Source organism: Saccharibacillus sp. WB 17, assembly GCF_008634075.2.
Classification (GTDB): domain Bacteria; phylum Bacillota; class Bacilli; order Paenibacillales; family Paenibacillaceae; genus Saccharibacillus; species Saccharibacillus brassicae.
In genome coordinates, this window is the sequence record NZ_VPFK02000014.1 from 188146 (window position 1) to 210910 (window position 22765).

The window sequence follows — 22765 nt, forward strand, 5'->3', positions numbered from 1 at the left end:
TTTTTAAATAAAAGGTTTTGCAAAACCGAAATTTAAATGTTCCACTGTCCGGCCCGGAAGACCGGTTCGATGCTGCCGTCCTGCCGCTCGCCGTCGATATCCAGTTGATCCGAACCGACCATGAAATCGACGTGGGTCAGGCTCGTATTGCCGCCGCGCGCCAGCAGTTCGTTCTGCGACAAAGCCGTGCCGCCCTGCATATTGACCGGGTAGCAGCTGCCGAGCGCGAAATGGCACGATGCGTTCTCGTCGATCCCCGTATTGTAAAAGACCCGGTTCAGCCGGGAAATCGGCGAATCATACGGCACGAGCGCCACTTCGCCGAGATATTTCGCGCCTTCGTCCGTATCCAGCAGCGATTCCAGATGCTCGCGTCCGCTCTCCGCGTCGTATTCGACGACCCGTCCGTTCTCGAACGTCAGCGACAGTCGTTCGACCAGGCGTCCGTTCAGGTTAAGCGGCATCGTCGACGTGACTTTGCCGTTCACGCCGGTGCGGTTCGGCATCGTGTACACTTCTTCCGTCGGCATGTTCGCCACGAAGTAGACACCTGCACGGTTCGTATCCCCGCCGCCCAACCAGACGTGGTTCGGTGCCAGTTCGACCGTGAGATCGGTGCCCGGCGCCCGGTAATGCAAACTTTTGTAATTTTTATCGTTGAGCTTCTCCTGCATGACTTTGAGCGTCTCGATATGGCGGCGCCAATTGTCGACCGCGTCGCCTTCGCCGACCCGGTTCATCTGGAAAATCGTCTCCCACATCGCGTCCACGCGCTGCTCTTCGGGCAGATCGCCGAACACTTTGTTCGCCCATGCGCGGGTAGGCGCCTTGATCAGGCACCAGGCGAGCTGGTTCGAGCGCACGTAGTGCTGATAGCCCCTGCGCGCCGCCGCAGCCGCTTTGGTCGCCCGCGCCACCCGCGAAGAGTCGATGCCGCGGTACAGCTCGGGGTCCGGCACCTTGATATGCATGACCGCGCCGCCGTCTTCGGCCAGCTTCTCCAGCGCTTCCGCCTTGAACGCCGGGTAGTAATCGAACGTGTCTTCCGACGCGTGTTCGTACCGCAGCCGCGTCGTCGCTTCGTCTTCCCATTCGACCTCGACGTATTTGGCGCCCGCTTCATACGCTTTGCGGACGACCAGCCGCGCGAACTCCGCCGCCTCGATCGGCGATTGGAGATGCAGCACCTGGCCTTTCTGGATGTTGACCCCTACCTTTACGACCAATTCTGCATATTGTTCCAGCTTTTCTCCAAACAAATCCATTTCTCTTTTGCCCCCTGATGAGCGTTTTTATGTATAAGCCAAAACCGATAATTTGATATCTCTACTTATCATAGTCAAAGATTTCGCAAAAATCCACAAAGCCGCTTTCGATCGCAAGTTTAATCGCAGCCGAAAGTTTCTTATAAAATCCGATCCCGGAACGTTCCTGCCGAGATCGAGAGGTTTGCCGCGCGCGATTCCAATCGAATTTGGTTGGTGGAACATAAGAAAAAGACCGAAGGCCTGTAAATAGCCGTCGATCTTCTTCCGACTCTACCGAGTTCGAAAAATCCGTAATTTTTGGCATGCGCCTAGGAATGGCGAAACGGATGCAAGGCCGATCGGTCAAATGGCCTTCCTTTGGATCACGGCTTTTTACTTTCAAGAGCAATAATCGGATTCGTCTCGAAAACCGTGTAATCTTGGGTTTGCAATTTCTCGATCGTTTCCAGATCCATTAACCCTAACATTTTGAGTTCCAGGTTATCGACGGAAGACGGATAGGTTCGTCTTTGCAGCGTACCGAATCTTTTTTTATTGTATATACGGTTAATATAAAGCGCGATGTAAAACAGCGAGAAAATACCCATAGCCAAAATCACCAGGTTGCGCACATCTTGATCCATCGTGTGAAAAGAAGCATGCAGCACTTTTGTAAGGCCGTTGTCCCATCCCAAAGTAGCGGATAAGAAAAACAAGAACACAGCCAGCCCATATATCCAAAAAGCCAACGAAAAAACGAAATCGACGCAAGCGCGAAACCAGGAACGGTTGCCTACGATCAGGAAGCTTTCTTCTTCATGCCGCGGTCCGGACTGTTCCATACAGCGTAACCTCCTCTCAGGCGAGACGAAATAGCCCGAGGGACTGCGGCCATAACGACGAACGTATTAACCATCCAATAAATGGCCGGGTACCAGGCTGCCCAGAAATAATATTTCAATACGCGGTTATAATTAGAGTCGATCACAAGCGCGATAAATAACTGAACTAGGCTGATGAGTACGAGCGTAAACGAAGTGAGCGTAAACCAGAGGAGCCGGTCTTGGATCGTATCGGCCGTAAACAGCAGCAGCAATGTGACAAAAAGCCAGCTGAATGCCCACAAAATACTGATCCATTGTTCGAGGTAAATCAGCCACATTCTGCGCTGCTTCCAGCTGAACAGAATTTTCCAGTGACGGAGAATGACTTCTTGGCCGCCCTGCGCCCACCGAACGCGCTGTTTCCAAATACCCGACAAGGTTTCGGGTACCAGCATCCAACAAATGGCCTGCGGTTCATAACGAACGTCCCAGAAGCGCTTTTGGAGCTTCCAACTGACCGCTATGTCTTCGGTAATCATATCGCGATCCCATAAGCCGACGTCCACAAGCGCTTTTTTGCGAAAAGCGACCACGACTCCGGATACGGTCATGACTTTTCCCAACAGTCTTTGCGTCCGCTTGATGGCTCCGATAATCGAAGCGTACTCGACCAACTGCATCCTGCTGAGCAGATTGTTGCGGTTGCGGATCGCAGGATTGCCGGTCACGGCTCCAAGTCTTTCTCCACCTTTAAAGAAATGACGAATTAAATAATAAGGGGCTGTATCAGCAAGGAGGGCGTCGGAATCGACGCAAATGAGGTACTCGGATCTGGAGGCGAACAAGCCGACTTGCAAAGCATTCGCTTTGCCGCGATTTTCGTTCAGTTGAATGGCTCTGACCATGTCGTATTCTTCCGACAATCTTTTGATGATTTTGTCCGTCCCGTCTTTCGAGCCGTCATTGATCAAAATAATTTCTTTTTTCGGATAAGAAAGCGCTGCGAGGTTGCGGACCGTTTCTTCGACGGTATCTTCTTCGTTGTAACAGGGAACCAGTATGCTGATCATCGGCCAATCCATTTCCTCGATGTCCAACGCGTCTTTTTTGGATTCTTTGGTCTTAAGAAAAAGAAGAGAGCCTGCCATCCAAAACAGGGCCATTATAAAAGGATACCAGAAAACAAAACCCGTAATTAGGCTGTAAGGCCCAGAAAAAAGCTCGGGGAAATCCACCCATATTCCTCCTGCCATATTTGTAAAATACTCATTAAAGACTTTGCCATCATACATAGGAAGCAAGCAAAACGTCAACTTAATTTTACGGAAATAAAACCTGGTTCTTTTCACCTAACTACTCCGCTGCTTCGTTTTGCAAATCAAAGCGCTTTCTGTTATATTCGCGGCACATATCGAATGACTAAAGGAGCTGCGTCCATGACCGATTATCGCTTAATGCAACCGCACGAACTCGCCGAAGCCGCGCAATTGTCGGATTCCGTTTTCCGTCCCTATACGCTGCCTTCGATGAGCGACCTGTTCCCGCCCCTGTTCTCGCCGGGCGTGGCGCATTCCTACGGCGCTTTTGCCGACAGCGGAGCGCTCGCCGCCTTCATGGGGCTCGCCCCTTCGACGCTGCGCGTCGGCGGCGCGGCGGTGCTGCGCGCCTTCTCGATCGGCTCGGTCTGCACGGCGCCCGAGCAGCGGGGCGCCGGCCTTGCCGGCCGGCTGCTGGAGCTGAGCATCGCTCACGCCAGACAAGCCGGAGCCCCGCTGCTCTTCGTCTCCGGCGCCCGTCCGCTGTATACTAGGGCGGGCAGCGCCGCGTTCGGCCGCGCCGCGCAGATCGTGCTGCGCCCGGCCGAAGCCGTGGCGCCGGGCGGGCTTTCCTACCGGCTGCGCGAAGCCCGGCCGCAGGACCTGCCCGGTCTTCATGCCCTGCATCGCGCGGGCGATACCCACGTTGAAGAAAGCGCCGCGGGACTCGGCGAACGGATCGGCGCCGCTGCGTTCTGCGGCGTTCTGGGGCTTGCGCAGCGCGTGATCCTCGCCGAAGCCGGGGAAGAACCGGCCGCCTACGCCGTGCTTGGCGTGCCGCCCGGTCCCGGCGCCGAAGCCGCCGCTGGGACGGCAGATACGCCGTCCGGCAATCCGCCGACGGTCATCGCCTACGGCGGCAATCCGCAGGCGGCAGCCTGGCTGCTGGCATCGCTGCCGGACGCCTGCGGCCTGAACGAGCTGCATGTCCACGTGCCTTGGCAGGAGCGCGAACTTGAAGCGCTGCTTCTCCAAACGCCCGGAGCGGCCGGCTTCTCCGTTCCCAATGCCGGAACGCTGCTGGTGACGGATGTCCGGTTGCTGCTGGATCAAGCTTACGACTTGTGGCTGCTGCCGTGGACCGAAGCCCTTCGGGTCGATGAAGAAGGGCGGGTATTTACGGCATCGGGCGGCCGGGAACTGAGCCGAAGCGAATGGTACAGCGTGCTGTTCGATCCGAACAGCCCCCGGCTCGGCGATATTCCCGGCTGGTTCGAGCCGATCCCCCTGCCTTACGTATACGGGCTGCATTACATTTAACCCGCAAGCGGACAGCCGATGATCCTGTTCCGCTCGTTCTCCTTGGGCTTCGTCGCTTGGCCGGGAATCCGAATTTCGCGACACGTTGAGAACCGGAGAAGCTCCGGTTCTTTTTTGCGTTCCCCGAATTCCCGCTCTCGCCCTCTATCTCCCTGCACTCGAAACGTTTTTTCGTTTGCCGCTTCATCCGCCGGGTAATAGATAAGTAATGAAAAGCAAAACCGTTCCCCGAACAGGCAGGACGAGAAGCGCGCTGCGCGGATCGCTTCTGCCTGTTCACTGTCCGGAGCGCTGCTCCGGGCCGCTTCGCCGGACGAATCCGTCTGTCCACCGGATTCGTCCGTCCCATTTTCGTCCGCAGTGCAGGCACGCAAACGGGATGTATACACCGATCCCGTCCGCATTTCCGCAGCCGGCGGACACTTCGAAAGAGAGTTGAAGTCCAATTGAAAGGCAAAGAACTGCTCAAAGACTACGTCACCGCGCATATTCCGGGTTATCTGCTCGCCGTGCTGCTGATCGTGGTCGCAAACGTCGTCCAGTCGGCGCTGCCGCTCGTGCTCGGCCGCTTTACCGACGATCTGCAGACCGGCGTGCTCAGCTACGATTCCGTCCTGCATTTCGCGCTGCTGCTGCTGGGCATCGGCGTCTCGTACGGCGTGCTGTTCGGATTCGGCCAGTATCAGGTGATGCGGCTCGGCCGCCGGTTCGAATTTGAAGTTCGCCAGAAGCTGTTCGGCAAATTCTCCACGCTGAGTGAGCACTTTTTTTCCAAACAAGGCACCGGCAAACTGCTCAGCTACGTCACGAACGACGTCCAGTCGGTACGCGAATCGATCTCGAACGGCGTCACCCAGACGACGAACGCGGTCGTGCTGCTGCTGTCGTGTATCGTCATGATGATGATCGGGGACATTCCGCTATCGTTGATCCTGATCTGCATCAGCCCGCTCGTATTCATCCCGCTGATAGTCGTGCGCATCGGGCCGCAGGTCCGCGAACGGTCGATGCACGTGCAGGAATCGCTTGCGGGCATGACCGAATCGGCGGAAGAACAGTTCGGCGGCATCCGGGTAACCAAAACGTTCGGTACGGAAAAAATCGCGGAAAACCGGTTTGGCGAAAAAGTCGACCGGATTCGTTCCACGCAACTGTTCCTCGTCCGGCTGTCGTCGCTGTTCCAGGCCGCCATTCCGTTTCTCGGCGCGCTGTCGCTCGTGCTTGCGCTGCTGGTCGGCGGCACGCAGACGCTCAATGGCAACATTACGCTCGGCAGCTTCGTTTCGCTGACGCTGTACATGCGCATCATCGTCGGACCGCTCCAGCAGATCGGCAACGTCATCAACATGATGCAGCGTTCCGGCGCTTCGCTCGAACGGGTCAACCGCCTGATGAACGAAGAACCCGACGTGCAGGACGAAGCCGATGCGCGCACGCTCGACCGTCCGGAAGAAATCCGGTTCGAACATCTGACGTTCAACTATCCGGGCAGCCGCGAACCGGCGCTCAAAGATATCAATCTCACGCTGTCCCCCGGCAAAACGATCGGTATCGTCGGACGGACCGGCAGCGGCAAGACGACGCTCGTCAAGCTGCTGCTGCGCATCTACGAACCGCCGCGCGGCTCGCTGTTCTTCGGCGCCACGGACATTCGCGACCTGTCGCTCGAAAGCCTGCGCAGCCGCCTCGCCTACGTGCCGCAGGACGGCTTCCTGTTCAGCACGACCATTCGCGACAATATCGCTTTTAGCGACCGGGAAGCGCCGATGGAAAAAGTCGAGACCGGCGCCAAACGGGCGATGATCTACGACAACATCTCGCGCTTCCCGGAAGGCTTCGATACCCGGCTCGGCGAGCGCGGCGTGACGTTGTCGGGCGGCCAGCGCCAGCGGACGAGTCTCGCCCGCGGCCTGACCAAAAAAGCGCAGGTGCTTATTCTCGACGACAGCATGAGCGCCGTGGATTCCGTCACCGAGACGGGTATCCTCGACAATCTGGTCCGCGAACGGCGCAGCAAGACGACGATCATCATCTCGCACCGCATCAGCGCGGTCAAGCATGCGGACGAGATCGTCGTGCTGAGCGAAGGAAGGATCGTGCAAAGCGGGACGCACGAAGAACTGCTGCGGCGCGAAGGCGCTTACGCAATGCTGCACCGGCTGCAGGAGGAGGGATTGCATCATGACGAACTTGAATAAAGAGCTTCCCGCGCAAAAAGAACCCGTCTCCAAGCCGCATGAGGAAAAGCCGTCCACGTCTTCGACGCTGAAGCTGCTGCTCGGGTACGCGAAGCCGCACCGGCTTGCTTTTGTCGGCGTCGCCTTCTGCGCGCTGCTCGGCATCTCCGCCGAACTGCTGCAGCCGCTGATCGTCCAGATCGCGATCGACGACCATCTGGTCAAAGGCGAAGGCGGCGGCGCGCTGATCAAGCTCGGCCTGCTGTATCTGGGCATCGCGGTCGTCAGCTTCGTATTTACGTATCTGCAAAACAATCTGCTGCAATACGCGGGGCAGAGCATCATCGCCCGAATTCGCAAAGACCTGTTCGGGCATATTTCCAAAATGTCCATGTCGTTCTTCGACCGGACGCACAGCGGCAGCCTGGTCACGAACGTCTCGAACGATACGGAGACGATCAGCCAATTCTTCACGCAGGTGCTGCTCAGCCTCGTGCGCGACGGCATGATGCTGGTGCTGATCATCGCGCTCATGTTCAGCCTGGACGTCGAACTGGCCGCTTTTTCCATGCTGATCCTGCCGGTCATCTTCATCGTCGCCGCGCTGTTCCGTTCCTATCTGCGCAGCACGTACCAGCAGGCGCGCAGCCGGCTGTCCCGGCTGATCGCTTTTACCGCGGAAAATCTCTCGGGCATGGGACTGATCCAGTCGTTCCGCCAGGAAGAAGAACAGCTCGGCCGCTTCACGGAGCAGAACCGCAATTATTGGACCGCCAACCTGCGGCAGATCCGCTCGAACGTCCTGTTCAACCGGACTTTCGACATTCTCGGCAACGCCGCGCTCGTCCTGATGGTCTGGCTCGGCGGACGGGCCGTGCTCGGGCAGAGTATGGAAGTCGGCGTGCTGTACGCGTTTGTCAGTTATATTCGCCAGTTTTTCCAACCGATCAACCAGATTACGATGCAGTGGAACACGTTCCAATCGACGACGGTCGCGGTCGAACGCATTCAGCGTGTACTGGAGACGAAGTCCGACGTGCAGGAACCGGATTCCGGGCAAAAAGCGCCGCTCGATCCGCGTGACGTGCGCGGCGAAGTGAACTTCCGCGACGTGACGTTCGGCTACCGCGCGGACCGGCCGGTGCTCAAGCGGTTGAACCTGAATATCCGCCCGGGCGAAATGATCGGGGTCGTCGGCACGACGGGGGCGGGCAAAAGCACGCTGATCAGCCTGCTCAACCGGTTCTACGACGTCGACCAGGGGGCGATCGAGATCGACGGCATCGATATTCGGCGCATTCCGCAGAGCGACCTGCATGCCGTAGTCGGGCTGATCCAGCAGGACCCGTATCTGTTCGCCGGTTCAATCGTCGACAATGTGCGGTTGTTCCGCGAAGACGTCACACGCGAGCAGGTCATCGAAGCGTGCCGGTTCGTCGGCGCGCATCCGATGGTGCTGCGATTGCAAAACGGCTACGACACGCATCTGTCGGAGCGCGGCAGCGGGCTGTCGGCCGGCGAACGCCAGCTGATCTCGTTCGCCCGGATCGTCGTGTTCCGGCCGAAAATTCTTATTCTCGACGAGGCTACCGCCAATCTCGACTCCGAGACGGAGAAGCTCGTGCAGGAGGCGCTCACCTCCGTCTCGCAGGGACGCACCACGATCGTTATCGCCCACCGGCTGTCGACGATCATGCACGCGGACCGCATCCTCGTCATGCAGGAAGGCGAAGTGACCGAACAGGGTACGCATGCGCAGCTGCTGGCGAGCGGCGGCCATTATGCCGAACTGTACCGGCATGCCCGGCAGTCGGGACGGGAGCGGCTGCCGGGTTGAATCCGGGTTGAGGCAGCGGAAGTCGAAAAACGAATAGGGAAGCAGCCAAAAAGCCCGTCAGACCGTATTCACGGTTCGGCGGGCTTTTCACGTACAGTTTGCGCGGGAGGCGGAGGTCCCTTCCCCCGGCGGCGAAGCGTCAATCCATGACGCGGCTCGTCACGCCGAGCAGAATCTTCATCCGCTGCACGACCAGATCCATATCGAGCGGCTTGGTCAGATAATCCGAAGCGCCGGCTTTCAGGCATTTCTCGCGGTCTTCTTTCATCGCTTTGGCCGTAAGGACCAGAATCGGAATCTCCGCAAGCTCCGGCGTCAGGCGTATCCGGCGCATCGCTTCCAGCCCGTCCAGTTCCGGCATCATGATGTCCATGAAGATCATCTCAAACGGCGCTTCGTCGCGCAGCTTGTCCAGCGCGTCCAGCCCCGTCTGCGCGACGGTGATCTCCACGCCGTGCTTCTCCAGCATGCTGGTGAGCGCGTACACGTTGCGGATATCGTCGTCGACGATCATCATCCGCATGCCGACGAACGGTTTGTCCGGTTCGAACACGGACGCGGGGAACAGCGATCCCGACTGTCCTTCGGTGTATCCGCCGCCGGAATTCGGCACGATCCGGATTGCTCCGGGATTGTCCGGATGCGGGCTTTCGCCCCACATATCCGATTCGCCTACCCCGTATTCGCCTTCGGTCTCCCAGGAGCCGAAGTCGTTCAGCAGCGCCGCTTCCGGCCAGGAATGGCCGCTGTTCAACGGCAGGAACAGGTCCGCGATCTCCGCGTCGTCCTTGACGCAGGGGAGATACAGGCAGAACGTGCTGCCGATTCCGTATTGGCTCTCAAGCGTAATCTCGCCGCCGAGCAGCGAAGCGAGCTGCGTCGAGATCGACAAGCCGAGCCCTGTGCCTCCGTATCGGCGGGCAATCGTGCCGTCGGCCTGCTGGAACGCTTCGAAGATCAACTTGCGATTCTCTTCGGTGATGCCGATACCGGTATCGTTGACGCTGAACGCGAGCTGTTCGTAAGGCGAACCTTCCGGGTTCATCCGTTTGCCGGGAATCCGGCCGATTCGCAGCACCACTTCGCCGCGTTCGGTAAACTTGAACGCGTTCGACAGGAGATTGCGGAGAATTTGCTGCAGCCGCATCTCGTCCGTGTAGATCAGCCCCGGCACGTTCTTCTCGATTTCGATTCGGAACTCGAGCTGTTTGCGCAGCGCCAATTCGGCAAAATGGCGGTTCATGTCGGCAGCGACGCCGCCTAGATCGACCAGTCCCAGCTCAAGCTGCATTTTGCCGGCTTCGACTTTGGACAGATCGAGGATGTCGTTGATCAGGTTCAGCAGGTCTTTGCCGGAAGCGTTGATGCTCGACGCGTATTCCTGCTCTTTCGCGGTCAGCGTGCGCCCTTCGTTCTCGGCGAGAATCTGCGACAGGATCAGCATGCTGTTGAGCGGCGTGCGCAGCTCGTGCGACATATTGGCCAGAAATTCGGACTTGTACCGGGAGCTGACCTGCAGCTCCTGCGCGTACTTCTCCGCTTCTTCCACGGCGCGCTCCGCCGAATGCTTCTGCTCGCCGAGCTGTTCGTTGATGCTCTCCAGCTCGTCGCGCTGCGTCATCAGTTCCTGCGATTGCACCTGCAGTTCTTCGGACTGCACTTGCAGTTCTTCCGACTGCACCTGCAGCTCTTCGTTCAGCGCCTGCGATTCGCGGTACAGCCGCTCGACTTCCTGCCGCGCTTCGACCGATTGCAGCGTGCTTGCGAGCAGTTCGGCTTTGCGTTCCAGCCGGACGATCTCGTCCGGTTCGAACGGCTTGGCCGACGCCCATTCGATCACCGCTTTGACTTTTCCGTCGTACAGGGCGGGCACGAGCAGCACTTCGGCCGATTTCACCATGCCCAGCGCGGAAGAGACCTTGACGTAATCCGCCGGCACCTCACGCAGATGCAGCGTTCTGCCTTCGTGCGCGCATCGCCCGACGAGTCCTTCGCCGAACGGAATTCCGACGTTCTCGGTCTGCGCCGCGTGTTCGGGATCTTCGGCGATCGCCGCCAGCTTGATCAGCGTTCCGCGCGATTCGTCCGCCGAATAGAATACGCCGACGGGAATGCCTGTCGATTCGGACACTTTGGCCATAAACGCTTCGGCCAGCTTGGCGCTGGAAAAAGAAGCTTGTTCCTGCAGCAGCTCGGCCAGACGGATCAGGCGCTCCTTATGCTGGTCTTCGGCCTGGATCTTCGCCAGCAGTTCGTTGGTCGAAACGCCCAAATCGCCGACTTCGTCGTGCGAGCGGATCTTGATCCGTTCTCTCAGATCGCCGCCCACCGTAATGGAGCGGATCGCTTCCGTCACGAGGGAGATCGTTCTGGAGATATTGCCCGCGATCGCAAGCGCCGCCAAAATGGACACGACGCCGACCAGCGCCCATAGCCCGATCATCGCGTACAGCGTGCGATCGCTGTCCGCTTTCAGTTCCGCTACCCGCGCGTTCGTCAGCCGCTGCTCGGTATCGCGAAAAGCGTCGAATTCCACGCGCAGCTGATCCATTTCGCGTTTGCCGGCGTTCCCGGTATAGAAAGAGAGCACTTCGTTATCCCGGTTCAAGCTCTTCAGCTCGATCGTCCGGTCGCCCATTTCCGCCACCCAGCTCTCGATGTTGGCGCGGATCAGCCGCAGGCTCTCCTGCTGGGACGCATTGTCGCCAATCAGCTCGTACAGCCTGCTGTAGGTCGTCTCCCATTGGGTGCGCCCGTTATTGTAAGGTTCCAGATAATCCCGGTCTCCGGTCAACAGATAGCCCCGTTGGCCGGTCTCCATGTCCAGCACGTTTTTTTGCAGCGCGCTGACTTCGTCGTGCACCGCGATATCGTGGTCGCTAATAAATGCGTTGGCTTCCTGCAGGCTGCGCACTTGCGAAGAGACCGCAAGCAGCGACAAGCCCAGACAGACCAAAATGAACAAATAGCCGGCCAAAATTTTCGCGCGAATGTTAAATCTTCTCGTCTTCGGCACTTCCATGCCCTCCGCTCACTCCGTTTTCTCTTCGATCTTTGGCGGTTCGAATCGCCGCGCGCGCCGGTCGAACAGTTGGTTCTCCAGCATCTCCGTTCGCTTGCGCTTCCACTTCGCCCGTTCTTCGACCTCCGGTTCGAACGGATCGTCTTCGCGGATCGTCCACAAATCGCTGAACAAATAGCCCTGGACGCGCACGAGGCCGCCTGCGTACGGACCGTTCAGCCAGACCATGCCTTCCGGCAGCAGCTTCATCCGGCGTTCGCCGTCGGCCGCTTCGGCCACCTGTCCCAGTTCGATCGCATGCAGCATTTGGCCGAACGTGTACCAGTTCATCCTATTTCCGTTCGATCAGCTTGAAGTCGTCGTAATGGAATCCCGGCGCCACGATGCAGGTCACGAGGACCGGTTCGTCACCGAGCGGACGCGCTTTCTGCCAATGTTTGCCCGGCACAAGACCCTGGAACGATTGGCCGTTCGCCGTATCGGGACCCAGAATGATCTCTTCGCCTTCGACGGGTTCGTCCCCGTCGCCGCCCAGCGTCAACGCGAGCGGGCCTCCGGTATGCCACAGCCACAGCTCGTCGGAATGCACCACATGCCATTCCGAGAACTCGCCCGGATGCAGCAGGAAATAGATCGAGCTTGCCGCGAAGCGGTCGCCCGTGTATTCGGACGGCAGCGCGCTCTGCGGAATCGTGAACGACGATTTCCACAGTTCTTTGTGCCAGCCGCCTTCAACGTGCCCTTCAAGTCCCAGCAGCTCGACGAGCGGAGACAGGGATGTCGGTTGATTTGAATTCATAAGTATGGATCTTCCTTCCCTTTTCAGCATTTCTGAACTCCAGCATACTATAAGGGAGGGGTTCGGAACAAACGATTTTTGCGGTTTTTCATACGGTTCGGGGGTATATTTAACGAGATAGCAAAAAAGTTTGGGGAGGCGGACGAAAATGTGGTTATCGGCAGAGATGAAATTGGAAATGCGACAGGCTTTCGAACGGGGCAGGGACACGATCGGACGCTTTCCGGCGCCCTACGCGGAAGCCGGAATCCGCTATCTGGACCGGTTCGATCCGGAGCGGGGCGGCGGGGCCACCAACTACATCTGCTGCCTGCTGCCTTTTTGGCTGCGACAGGCTTCGGGAGCTTCGCTCGGCACCTGCCGCAGCGTCGCCGAAGCGAACGTGTTCGGCATGCTGCATTTCCATCTGCAGGACGAACGGATCGACCGCGCGGCAGGCACGGACCGCCTGCATGTGGCGCTGTCCCAGCTGTTCAACGCGGAGATGAACGCGCGCTACGCCGCCCTGTTCTCTTCCCCGGCCGATTTCGGGCATGCCCTGCGCCTGTGTACCGCGGAATGGGCCGCCGGCCTGAATGCCGAACGGAGCTCCGATCCTTTTTTTGGACGGACGGAAGAGATCGCCGCCCGCGCCGCGCCGCTGCTGCTCGGTCCGTACGCCCTGTTCGGCAGCGACGAGCCTATGCGGGAGCGGGCGCTCTATGCCGTGCGCCAATCGCTGATCACGCTGCAAATGGCTGACGATTGGGCGGATTACGCCGAAGACCTGCGCGAGAACGCCTATAACTGCCTCGTTTCGCTCTACCGGCGCGAACAAGGGCTTGATCCCGAAGATCCCGTCGCGGCTTCCGACATCAACGACGCTGTCTATGCCCGGGGACTGCTCGGCACGTACGCGCGGTTTGCGGCAGAGCGCCAGCTGGATCTTGAGACCTATGCGGGAGACTTCCCCGGCCTGATCGGGTTTCATGCGGCGCTGGCCGGCGATCTTGAGCAGATTGCCGCCCGGATCGAAGCGGAGAAGAGACATTTGCAGTTGGGCGGTTTGAACTATTGGCTTCTGGGCCAAAAGAATCTTTGACAAAGCAGGATTGCCTACTTGCCGGTATACGAACAGCATGCTATAATCTTCCACAAATTAAGATTTTTTGACATCGGCCGTTTCGGTCGAACCTCTGTTGCTTTGAAGCCAATTGTCCGCTGATCGGCCGCGCTCCCGTATTTGGGCTGCCGGCCCCGTACGTACGATTCCCAATTCGCACGCGAAAGGATGATTTGAAATGACAAGTTCGACATCGGAAGCGTTGGTCCGCAACCAAGTGATCCAAAAAGCGTGGGCCGAGCCCGAGTTCCGCGCCCGCCTGTTGGAAGATCCGAAGGCCGCGCTGCGCGAAGCGTTCGGCATCGAGCTGCCCGAACACGTTCGCCTGAACGCCGTAGAGGAATCGGCGAACGAGTTCTATCTCGTCATTCCGCCTCCTCCGTCGGCCGTCATTCCACAGGCCGAGCGGATCGTCGTGGAACCGGCCGCCATGTGGGGAAGCGGCGTCTGATCCGACGCTTTTCCGTCCGTTCTCCCGGCATTCAACGTCTGTATAACGCGCAAGGAGCGGGACTCCCGCGATCGTCCGTTTCCGGAAAGCTTCCTACTCGGAGGCTTCCGGAAAACGGACCGTCGCTTCGGTTCCCGCTCCTTTTTTGCTGTCGAACGTCAACGTCCCCTGCATCGCTTCCACGATTCGGAACGTCACCATCAGCCCCAGGCCCGTCCCTTTCGTCTTGTTCGAAAAGTACGGCTCTCCGAGCCGCTTGAGTTCTTCGGGCGCCATGCCAAGCCCGTTGTCGCGAATCCGGATCACGACCTGCCCGTTTTCCCGGGAAGCCCGAACGTCGATCCGGCCGTCTTCGCTCGGCAGCGCTTCGATGCTGTTCTTGATCATGTTGATGAACGCCTGCTTGAATTTGGACGAATTGCCTTTGACGTGCAGGTCCGGTTCCAGATCGAGCGCGATCTGCCCGTGATGAATGCTCGCAAGCGGCGTCAACACCCCTTCGATATGCCGGAATTCTTCGTCGATCGACATGATTTTGATATTTTCCGCGCCCGGTTTGGCAAACGTCAGGAAGTCGGTGATGATGCCCGAAGCCCGGTCGAGCTCCTCCAGCGCCATGCCGATATACGCTTTTTCCGATACCGCCGAACGTTCGCCCAGCAGCTGCAAAAACCCGCGGGTCACTTGAAGAGGGTTGCGCACCTCGTGCGCGACGGAGGCGGCCAGTTCGCTGATGATCTCCATTTTCTCCGCATGCTGCAGTTCGTTGTTGAACATTTCGAGCCGTTTGGAATATTCGAGCACCTGATTATGCGTCTCGACGAACCGCCGGCCGAGCACGATGATAAGCGAAATGACGAACACGACCATGCCCCATTTCCACCAATACAGATCGTAATGCTGCCCGCTGGCGTAGAACACGATCAGCTCGATCATGCCGGCTCCCGCGAAAATCGCCAATCCGCCGTTGAAGATCAGCGCGTCCTTGTTGCGTCTCAGGCTGTACATGACGGAACAGACGAGCATGGTCAGCAGTTCGACAAGCATCAGCAGGCCGAGAACGGTCGTGGTCAGCAGGTAATAAATCGGGAAATACCGTTCGCCGGTCAGCACGTTCAAGACGAGCAGCAGCAGGCAGAACGCCGAATACATCAGTTGGAAACGACCGAGATACGCGATGGAATTTTTGTACCCTTTGCCGAAGATGGTCTGGAAAAAGTACAGGAAGGCCGGCAGCAGCGTAAACAGGGCCACGTCGAACAGCCGCTGCAAAATGCCGCCGTATTCGGGGTAAAGCGTAAACAGAAACGGCGAGTACGAGACGACGAGCGTCCCGATCGACAAGATGATAAAGACGAGCGACATCCACGACCGCAAATAGTCCCGGTTGAGGAACAGCGCGCAGACGAGCATGACGAGCCCGATAAGGATAAACGATCCGCCGAGCATGATGTCGAGCATGTCGCGGGTGAGGTAGAGGGTCAACAGGTCGTAAAAGCTGCCGAACGCGACATGCTGCACGATGCCCGCCCGTCCTTCGGTCACCTGCATGCGCAGGTAGATCGAACCGCCCGCGTCTTCCGCGCGCAGCGGCAGCAGCAGCTCGTTCATCGAATAGCGGTACTGCCGATGGGAATCGAACAGTTCGCGGTATTCGGTGTAGGCCACGATGTTGCGTCCGTACGCTTTTTCCACCAGCACCGCGGGAATCGCCCAGCCGAGCTGCGGAATATCGATGCGCACCCAGGCCCACGCCGCGCCTTCGGGCCGGGACGGCGGCATCGCTTCTTCGTTCATGGAGATCCAGTCGGCCGAATGCAGTACCCGGTCCGGCGGCGTGTTCGCGGCGTTCCCCGCTTCTCCGGGGTCCCACAGGAAATGCCAGTCTTCGACCACGACCGTTTCCGCTTCGCTTTTCGTTTTTGGAAAAGCTTCCACGCAGACGAAGACGACGGCGAGCAGCGCGACCAGAATCGCCAGCATTTTTGGTAAAGTTCTCATGACGCACCCCCCTGCAGCCAATCGTGTTGACTTCCGGTCTTGTTCGATAGGTAACATTCGCCGCGCGGGGCCCTCTTCCCTGCCAGTCGTTTGCTTCTTTTGAATTTTTAGGGCTGCGGGAAGCTGCGAAAGACCGCGCGGTGCAGGGAAAGAAAAGCAAAAAACCCGTGTTTCACGCTCTGTGGCTCGGTGTATAAATAATCATCATTCACCGATCTTCGGCTCGCCCAAGCGGCGAAAACAAGCCGATCCAAGGAGGCCTTTCAGATGAACAATTCGCACCGAGACGTGGACGTCGAAGAACGCAGAATCGAGAAAAAGTCGGATTCCAGCATGGTCGCTTCCACCTTTATCAAGTATGCCGCCTACATCATCATCACGTTCGGCATTTTGTACTTCCTCGTGCGTTACGTGTTCCCGATGTTCCAGTAGAAGCAGCAGATCGAAGGGATTAAGCGCCTAACCCTTTTTATCCATAAAAAAAGACGGGTTTCCGAAGCGATTTATCGCCGGAAATCCGTCTTCTTTTGTCTATTCGGCCGGGTTCTCGCGAACGATCGGCCTTAGTCGCGGTAGAGGCGCTGCGCCGCGTGCAGCGTCGGCCCGACGAACGAGTTGATCGGGAAGCCGTGCCGGATCGCGGTCGTGACGAAAGCTTTGGCGTTGCGTACCGCCGTCTTCACGTCCGCTCCCTTGGCGAGTTCCGCGGTAATGGCCGCGGAGAACGTGCAGCCCGCCCCGTGGATATAATTGGTCTCGATCCGCTCGGATTCGAGCAGTTCGAACTCCTGTCCGTCATAGATCAGGTCGACGGCCTTCTCGTGCAGCAGCTTGCCGCCGCCCTTGATTACGACATGCTTCGCGCCGAGTTCGTGGATCTTGACCGCGGCCGCCTTCATGTCTTCGATCGTCCGGATCGGAGCGGTCTTCGCCAGCTGGGAAGCTTCGAACAGGTTCGGCGTCACGACTGTCGCTTTGGGTACGAGCTTCTCCATGATCGCTTCCGCCGTGTCCGGGTTCAGCACTTCGTTCTCGCCTTTGCAGATCATGACCGGATCGACGACGAAATGATCGAGCGGACGCTGCTCGATCTTGCGGGCAACCGCGTCGATGATCTCGACGGTGCTCAGCATGCCGGTCTTCGCGGATGTCACGCCGATCCCGTTCAGCACGGTGTCGAGCTGGCTCTCCAGCAGTTCCGCCGACATCGGCGTCACGTGATGGCTCCACCGCTGCGGGTCCATCGTGACCACGCAGGTCAGCGCCGTCATTCCGTACACGTTCAATTCCTGGAACGTTTTCAAGTCAGCCTGAATGCCTGCTCCTCCGCTCGTATCGGAACCGGCAATCGTCAAAACCTTGGGTATCGTCGTCATCTGTCAAGCGCCTCCTGGGTCTTCTATATTTAAGCCGCCGCTCGGCGGCTTAGGAATGTATCTCCGTTCGACCGCTTCGCAGTCTTCGGTAATGGTAAGACGAAGCGGCGGTCTTGTCAACCGTCCGCGGTGCCCCTGTCGTTCCGGTCAGCGCGAATTGCCGTCGGCGATCTTGGTGCTCCGAAACGGCGCGGTCTGATCGAGCTTTTTGTGATGGGCGATATAGGCGCAGATCAGCAGCGCCACGCCGTTCACGACGAAGATCCAGTGGATCGGCATGAAGGCACCGAGCACCCCGCCGACGAGCGGTCCCGCCATCGTGCCGATCTGCGTCGCCGACTGGTTGAGACTGAAAGCGCGTCCGCGGAATTCCGGCTTCGTCACCTGCACGATCATGGCGTTCACCGCCGGGAACACGCCCGCGAAGAACAGTCCGTACACGAAGCGCAAAATGCCGAATCCGACGTAACCCGTGACGAAAAATTGCAGCAGGTTGCCGACGGCGCCGCCGATCAGGCCGATCAGCAGCACTTTTCCGTAGCCGATCTTCCCGCCGATCCGGCCCCAGCGCGGAGCCATGATGACCGTCGCGACGCCGACCGCCGAGAAGATGATGCCCGCCACGAGCGAAGTCCGGTCGGACGAGACGCCCATGTCCTGCACATAGATCGTGATCAGCGGCTCCAGAATCATGACCGAGAAGTTGCTCATCGCGACCAGTCCGAGCAGCGCGAAGAACAACGGAATGCCCGCCGCCTGCTTGAGGTCGTCTTTGACCCGCGAGCGGACTTTGGGACGCTTGAATTCTTTCTCGTGCACGAGGAACGTCGCGACGAGCGCCGAGATGAGCACGATCGCGCTCGAGAACAAAAACGCGTTGCGGTTGCCGAGCGTGAAGCTGACCACCCCGCCGATCAGCGGTCCGATAATGTTGCCCGAAGCGGTCGCCGTCGACATGATGCCAAGCGCGTAGCCCGTTTTCTCTTCCGGCGTATTTGTGCCGACAAGCGCAATCGCCGCCGGAATGAATCCGGCCAGCAGCCCTTGGAACAAGCGCAGCGCCACGAGCTGAACCGGGTCCTGCACGAAGAAGTTAATGAAGTACAGGGCCGCCAGGCTGTAACCCGAGCGCACGAGCATCGGCTTGCGTCCGTATTTGTCGGCGAGCGAACCCCAGAACGGGGAGATCAGCGCGCTCGACAAAAAGGTAATGCCGAACGCGAGCCCTGCCCAGATCGATAAATACTTTTCTCCGACGCCGAGTTCGGTATGCATGAAGATCGGCAAAAAAGGGATCGAAATCGAATAGGCCATACTGCAAAAAAATACGCCGGCCCACAACACTACCAAATTCTTTTTCCATGAAAACTCCATCCGTCCGCACGTCCTTTCGTAGCCGGAACGAACGGTCTGTGCGCCGAAGCCGCTTCGTTTCCCCCTGCCGAACCGACTCCGGCGCCGCATCCGCCGCCCCGTCTTCATCCGGCGTTTGCTTCCGGGCGCGCAATGCCTCCGCAGGCCCAATCGCCGCGCTGCAAACGTCTGGTTGCTTTTAACTTGTTAATTCTACTCCCGCCCTACCAAATTTTCCAATCGGAAGCCAGGCCGTTTGGACAGCTGCGCAGCGTTCTGGGGCCGTATGGAAACGCAGGCTCCGGCAGACGCACGGCTGGTACGGATCGCGGCGCGCTGCTCCCGAACGGAAGCTTCCGGACTCCGATTCGACGGCCGATCGACAAAATCCGGCTTCGTTCGGCGGGAAAAGACAGGCTTTCGTTGGAATCCGGCGGTTACGATTCGCGCGATTCGGGTAAAGCGTATGTAAGAACGCATACAAAAGGAGACGATACACATGGCTTACGATCCGCGAAACGAGTCCGATCGCGCCCACGAGCGCTATGAGCTCTCCAGCGACCACGATTACACAGAGCGCGACATTCCCGCTACCGAAATGGAATACGTCGATACGGTCCAGCAAAATACCGAACCGGTCAACGAAGTCGAGACCGATCCGGAAGCTTATCCGAACCGGACCGAAGAAGATCCGCATCTCGGCGAGCCGAGACTCGAAGACGTGCCGGACGCGGACGACCTGCACCCGGACAGCCCGGTCGACCCGGCCGCGCCCGCACAGGACGAACCGCACGGCACCGATCTGCTGAACGGAGCCGGCGGCGAAGAAGGACGGCGCGAGCTGGCCGAAGAGTCCGAAGATTACGCGCGGCCGCTTATTACCGACGGCGATCTGCAGACCGAGCATCAAGAAGGCGGCAATCTCGTCACGGAACGCGATACCGATCCGGAGAACGGCATGTTCCGGGAAGGCTCCTTCCCCGCTTCGCTGCCGGACGACGTGCAGCGCAACCTGATCGACGCCGAGACGGACCAGGGCTACAAAGACGAAGTCTACACGGACGAGGACGAATAATTCGGGCTTGACCGGACAATCGAACCCTTCTATGATAAGGATAACTTTAAGCGAAAAGGGGAAAATTTGATGACGGGGTATGTTCTTAACTAATCCAATTCCATACAGGATCGCGTTCATTCGGAACAAGGCAGCGCTACCGCTCTCGGCGGCCGCATGTTTGCCTGTTTATTGAATCGCGTCCGGAATTCAGTTAAGAACAGCGAATCATTTTTCCTATAAGCTTGAGGTAGGTACACCCTATCCTTTCGACTTTTCGGGCCGCGCTGCTTTCTGAGCGCGGCCCTTTTTGGCGTATTCGCGCACGGGAAGCCGGGCAGACGCGTGCACGAAAACCCGGGGGGAGTCCGGTGAACCTTGTATGCAGACCGGATTCGGTCTGCGTACCCCTCCATGCAAGGCGGAAACGAGCTGATCTTAAAGCCGTCTCCGAAGCGGGAATATTCCCGCTTCGGATGCGGCTCTCTGATCGGTACGTTTCCGCCTTTTTGCGTATATGCCCTCTTCCGCCCGGCCCGCCTGTTCACCCATCAAAACGAACGACAAAGGAGCGATTCCCTACATGAACGACACTTTGCATCGCCAGTATCCGAATATCCATCCGCAGACGCTCGAACGCCTGCAGTACGAACGCGTCGTCGCCGACTTGTCGACGTACGCCGTCTCTTATCTCGGCCGGCGGCATATCGCCGCACTGCGCCCGATCGGCGACGCCCGGACGCTGCGCCGACGCCTCGACGAGACCGACGAAGCCGCCGGCGTTCTGCGCCGCGGCGCCAGCATTCCGCTGCCTTCGCTGACCGGCATGGAATCCATTCTCGACCTGCTCGGCGCCGGCTACGTGTTCGGCGAAGCGGACTTCATGCACCTGCACCAATTTCTGGTCAGCTGCGCGCAGCTGATCCAGTACATGCATGCCAAAGCCGACTGGGCGCCGAACGCCGCCGCCTACGCGTCGGGCATGCACAGGCTCGACCGGCTGCGCGAAGAGATCGAGCGCTGCATCCGCAGCGGCCGCGTACTCGATTCGGCCAGCCGCGAATTGTCCAAAGTCCGCCGCCGCATGGCAACCGCCGAAGAACGCAGTTCGCGGCGCCTGGCCGAACTGATGGCCAAGCACCGCTCCATCCTGCAGGAGAATCTGGCCGTGCAGCGCGGCGGACGCTTCGCCCTCCCGGTCCGCCGGGAGTCCCGCAAAGCGGTCAAAGGCTCGGTGCTGGACGAATCGTCCAGCGGCCAGACCGTCTATATCGAGCCGGAAGAGATCCGGCAGTTCCATGACGAACTGGAACTTCTGCGCGCCGAAGAAGTCCGCGAAGAGACCAAAATCCTGAGCGAACTGACCGGCCTCGCCGAGCAGTTCGGGCAGGAACTGCGCGTGAACGCCGAACTCGTCGGCGAATACGACTTCCTGTTCGCCAAAGCGCGCTACGCGCTGGCGCTCGACGCCGTCAACGTGGCGTTGAACACGGAAGGGCGGATCCGGCTGCGCGGTGCGCGGCATCCGCTGATGGGCGCGAACATGGTTCCGCTGAACTTCGAACTCGGCGTCCGCTTCCGGATGCTGATCGTGACCGGGCCCAACACCGGAGGCAAGACGCTGGCGCTCAAAACGGTCGGCCTGCTGACGCTGATGGGCCAATCCGGCCTGCTGATCCCGGCCGAAGCGGGCGGCGAACTGTCCGTCTTCGACGGCATCGAAGCCGATATCGGCGACGGACAGAGCCTCGAACAGGCGCTCAGCACGTTCTCCGCGCATATCGGCCGGGTCAAACACATCCTCGAAACGGCGGGCCGCCGCACGCTCGTACTGATCGACGAAATGGCGTCCGGCACCGATCCCGGCGAAGGCGTCGGACTGTCGATCGCCGTGCTCGAAGAACTGCATCGGCGCGGCACCTGCGTCGTCGTCACGACCCATTTTACCGAAATCAAAACCTTCGCTTCGGCCACGCCGGGCTGCGAAAACGCCCGCATGGAATTCGACGCGCAGACGCTTCAGCCGCTCTACCGGCTGACGATCGGCGAAGCCGGACGCAGCTACGCGTTCGCTATCGCGCAGAAGCTGGGCCTCCCGGACGCCGTGATCCGGCGGGCGGAGCATTTGACGGCGGAGGGCGCCGCGGGGGCAAGGGCGGTTGGCGGCGACGCGCGGGCGGAAGGCTCTGCCGTGGGCGCGGAAAATGCCGCGCACGCGGCAGGCGCGGCGGCGAAGCTTTCGGCCGCCGAGGCGTCGCCTCCCGGGCAGGTGATGCCGCCCGTCGCGGCGACGGATCCCGCGCTGCTCCCCGGCGCTTCGCTGCGCCGGCCGGCAGCCGAGGCGCCGCAATCGTCCGCGCCGGAGGCGGACGGCGCCGCTGCCGACGTTCCGGGTGACGAAGCCGCCGAACGGCAGCCGGGCTTTTTGCGGATCGGCGACAGCGTGTCCGTGCCGTATCTCGGCAAGACGGGCATCGTCTACGCCGAAGAAGACGCGATGGGCAGCATAGGCGTGCAGATCCAGGGCAGCAAGTTCCGCATCTCCCGCAAGCGGCTCCAGCCCCATATTCCGCGCGAATCGCTGTATCCGGAAGACTACGACCTCAGCATCGTGTTCGACTCCAAAGCCAACCGCAAAAAGCGGCGCAAAATGGAGCGGCGGCATATGGAAGGGGTGACGATCGTGCTTCCGCCGGACGAACCGGGCGGCAAATCATAAAGCATCATGCAGCAAAAACGTCCAGGCTTCAAAAAAAGCAGGGCCGTACCGTCGCAAAAACCGCTGCCGCCCGAACCTCCCGACTCTAACGAACCGTGGTCACGCTATTTGCCTCCAAAGCCGCTTTTCTGCAAACTAACGAATCGTCATCACGCTATTTCGCCAAATTCAGCCCTAATCGGCCGGTTATCGGTCAATAAGGATATAACGATTCGTTAGATGTTAAA

General features: G+C 59.2%; 17 protein-coding genes. 8 read left to right on the top strand and 9 right to left on the bottom strand.

The annotated features are described in order from the left end of the window. Window positions 1-32: 32 nt before the first annotated feature. From FTE24_RS06825 to pgaC, 3 genes are all read right to left on the bottom strand, one after another. Window positions 33-1265 carry an aminopeptidase gene (locus FTE24_RS06825; RefSeq protein ID WP_150231811.1) on the bottom strand — a complete coding sequence of 411 codons (1233 nt, stop codon included), beginning with the start codon at window positions 1263-1265 and terminating at the stop codon, window positions 33-35. Between the two features lie 365 nt (window positions 1266-1630). Further along, window positions 1631-2089: a hypothetical protein gene (locus FTE24_RS06830; RefSeq protein ID WP_150231813.1), complete on the bottom strand. Its 459-nt coding sequence runs from the start codon at window positions 2087-2089 to the stop codon at window positions 1631-1633. Beyond that, window positions 2047-3306: a poly-beta-1,6-N-acetyl-D-glucosamine synthase gene (gene pgaC, locus FTE24_RS06835; RefSeq protein ID WP_337190027.1), complete on the bottom strand. Its 1260-nt coding sequence runs from the start codon at window positions 3304-3306 to the stop codon at window positions 2047-2049. The genes FTE24_RS06830 and pgaC overlap by 43 nt, the downstream gene beginning before the upstream one ends. A gap of 201 nt (window positions 3307-3507) precedes the next feature. Between pgaC and FTE24_RS06840 the strand changes: the two genes are divergently transcribed. From FTE24_RS06840 to FTE24_RS06850, 3 genes are all read left to right on the top strand, one after another. Then, window positions 3508-4647, top strand: coding sequence for a GNAT family N-acetyltransferase (locus FTE24_RS06840; RefSeq protein ID WP_160441683.1), 1140 nt, complete (start codon window positions 3508-3510; stop codon window positions 4645-4647). Between the two features lie 446 nt (window positions 4648-5093). After that, the gene (locus tag FTE24_RS06845) at window positions 5094-6845 is read left to right on the top strand and encodes an ABC transporter ATP-binding protein (RefSeq protein WP_150231817.1); all 1752 of its coding nucleotides are present in this window, start codon (window positions 5094-5096) and stop codon (window positions 6843-6845) included. Then, the gene (locus FTE24_RS06850; protein WP_150231819.1) at window positions 6829-8661 is read left to right on the top strand and encodes an ABC transporter ATP-binding protein; all 1833 of its coding nucleotides are present in this window, start codon (window positions 6829-6831) and stop codon (window positions 8659-8661) included. Before FTE24_RS06845 ends, FTE24_RS06850 begins: the two co-directional genes overlap by 17 nt. A gap of 139 nt (window positions 8662-8800) precedes the next feature. On the opposite strand, the gene FTE24_RS06855 is transcribed toward FTE24_RS06850, so the two are convergent. Genes FTE24_RS06855 through FTE24_RS06865 form a run of 3 tightly spaced genes read right to left on the bottom strand, consistent with a single transcriptional unit; the run spans window position 8801 to window position 12482 of the window. Further along, the gene (locus FTE24_RS06855) at window positions 8801-11677 is read right to left on the bottom strand and encodes a CHASE3 domain-containing protein (RefSeq protein ID WP_160441684.1); all 2877 of its coding nucleotides are present in this window, start codon (window positions 11675-11677) and stop codon (window positions 8801-8803) included. Between the two features lie 15 nt (window positions 11678-11692). After that, window positions 11693-12013 carry a hypothetical protein gene (locus FTE24_RS06860; protein ID WP_150231823.1) on the bottom strand — a complete coding sequence of 107 codons (321 nt, stop codon included), beginning with the start codon at window positions 12011-12013 and terminating at the stop codon, window positions 11693-11695. 1 nt (window position 12014) lies between these two features. Next, complete coding sequence (locus tag FTE24_RS06865) at window positions 12015-12482, bottom strand: cupin domain-containing protein (RefSeq protein ID WP_141448796.1); 468 nt, start codon at window positions 12480-12482, stop codon at window positions 12015-12017. A 148-nt stretch (window positions 12483-12630) separates the two neighbouring features. Here FTE24_RS06865 and FTE24_RS06870 point away from each other — a divergent pair, with 148 nt between their 5' ends. Next, a complete protein-coding gene (locus tag FTE24_RS06870) occupies window positions 12631-13563 on the top strand; it encodes a hypothetical protein (protein WP_150231825.1) in 933 nt (310 codons plus the stop codon). 199 nt (window positions 13564-13762) lie between these two features. Beyond that, complete coding sequence (locus FTE24_RS06875) at window positions 13763-14035, top strand: NHLP leader peptide family RiPP precursor (protein ID WP_150231826.1); 273 nt, start codon at window positions 13763-13765, stop codon at window positions 14033-14035. A gap of 93 nt (window positions 14036-14128) precedes the next feature. On the opposite strand, the gene FTE24_RS06880 is transcribed toward FTE24_RS06875, so the two are convergent. Beyond that, window positions 14129-16036, bottom strand: coding sequence for a sensor histidine kinase (locus FTE24_RS06880; RefSeq protein ID WP_150231828.1), 1908 nt, complete (start codon window positions 16034-16036; stop codon window positions 14129-14131). Window positions 16037-16303: 267 nt separating this feature from the next. On the opposite strand from FTE24_RS06880, the gene FTE24_RS22985 reads away from it, so the two are divergent. Further along, the gene (locus FTE24_RS22985) at window positions 16304-16468 is read left to right on the top strand and encodes a hypothetical protein (RefSeq protein WP_166273239.1); all 165 of its coding nucleotides are present in this window, start codon (window positions 16304-16306) and stop codon (window positions 16466-16468) included. A 131-nt stretch (window positions 16469-16599) separates the two neighbouring features. Here the strand turns inward: FTE24_RS22985 and pdxK are convergent, their stop codons facing one another. Both pdxK and FTE24_RS06890 read right to left on the bottom strand, forming a co-directional pair. Continuing rightward, window positions 16600-17412 carry a pyridoxine/pyridoxal/pyridoxamine kinase gene (gene pdxK, locus FTE24_RS06885; protein WP_150231831.1) on the bottom strand — a complete coding sequence of 271 codons (813 nt, stop codon included), beginning with the start codon at window positions 17410-17412 and terminating at the stop codon, window positions 16600-16602. A 147-nt stretch (window positions 17413-17559) separates the two neighbouring features. After that, on the bottom strand, window positions 17560-18786 hold the full coding sequence (locus FTE24_RS06890) for an MFS transporter (RefSeq protein WP_150231833.1): 1227 nt from the start codon (window positions 18784-18786) through the stop codon (window positions 17560-17562). Window positions 18787-19264: 478 nt separating this feature from the next. On the opposite strand from FTE24_RS06890, the gene FTE24_RS22990 reads away from it, so the two are divergent. Together FTE24_RS22990 and FTE24_RS06895 are read left to right on the top strand one after the other, a co-directional pair. Next, window positions 19265-19840 (top strand): hypothetical protein, encoded by a 576-nt coding sequence (locus tag FTE24_RS22990; protein ID WP_150231834.1) that lies wholly within the window; start codon window positions 19265-19267, stop codon window positions 19838-19840. A gap of 562 nt (window positions 19841-20402) precedes the next feature. Next, window positions 20403-22538, top strand: coding sequence for an endonuclease MutS2 (locus tag FTE24_RS06895; protein ID WP_150231836.1), 2136 nt, complete (start codon window positions 20403-20405; stop codon window positions 22536-22538). Window positions 22539-22765 lie beyond the last annotated feature (227 nt).

Coding starts and splice junctions, on each gene's coding strand:
- FTE24_RS06825 (WP_150231811.1), bottom strand. CDS start 1,265: ATGGATTTGTTTGGAGAAAAGCTGGAACAATATGCAGAATTGGTCGTA.
- FTE24_RS06830 (WP_150231813.1), bottom strand. CDS start 2,089: ATGGAACAGTCCGGACCGCGGCATGAAGAAGAAAGCTTCCTGATCGTA.
- FTE24_RS06840 (WP_160441683.1), top strand. CDS start 3,508: ATGACCGATTATCGCTTAATGCAACCGCACGAACTCGCCGAAGCCGCG.
- FTE24_RS06850 (WP_150231819.1), top strand. CDS start 6,829: ATGACGAACTTGAATAAAGAGCTTCCCGCGCAAAAAGAACCCGTCTCC.
- FTE24_RS06860 (WP_150231823.1), bottom strand. CDS start 12,013: ATGAACTGGTACACGTTCGGCCAAATGCTGCATGCGATCGAACTGGGA.
- FTE24_RS06865 (WP_141448796.1), bottom strand. CDS start 12,482: ATGAATTCAAATCAACCGACATCCCTGTCTCCGCTCGTCGAGCTGCTG.
- FTE24_RS06870 (WP_150231825.1), top strand. CDS start 12,631: ATGTGGTTATCGGCAGAGATGAAATTGGAAATGCGACAGGCTTTCGAA.
- FTE24_RS06875 (WP_150231826.1), top strand. CDS start 13,763: ATGACAAGTTCGACATCGGAAGCGTTGGTCCGCAACCAAGTGATCCAA.
- FTE24_RS06880 (WP_150231828.1), bottom strand. CDS start 16,036: ATGAGAACTTTACCAAAAATGCTGGCGATTCTGGTCGCGCTGCTCGCC.
- FTE24_RS22985 (WP_166273239.1), top strand. CDS start 16,304: ATGAACAATTCGCACCGAGACGTGGACGTCGAAGAACGCAGAATCGAG.
- pdxK (WP_150231831.1), bottom strand. CDS start 17,412: ATGACGACGATACCCAAGGTTTTGACGATTGCCGGTTCCGATACGAGC.
- FTE24_RS06890 (WP_150231833.1), bottom strand. CDS start 18,786: ATGGAGTTTTCATGGAAAAAGAATTTGGTAGTGTTGTGGGCCGGCGTA.
- FTE24_RS22990 (WP_150231834.1), top strand. CDS start 19,265: ATGGCTTACGATCCGCGAAACGAGTCCGATCGCGCCCACGAGCGCTAT.
- FTE24_RS06895 (WP_150231836.1), top strand. CDS start 20,403: ATGAACGACACTTTGCATCGCCAGTATCCGAATATCCATCCGCAGACG.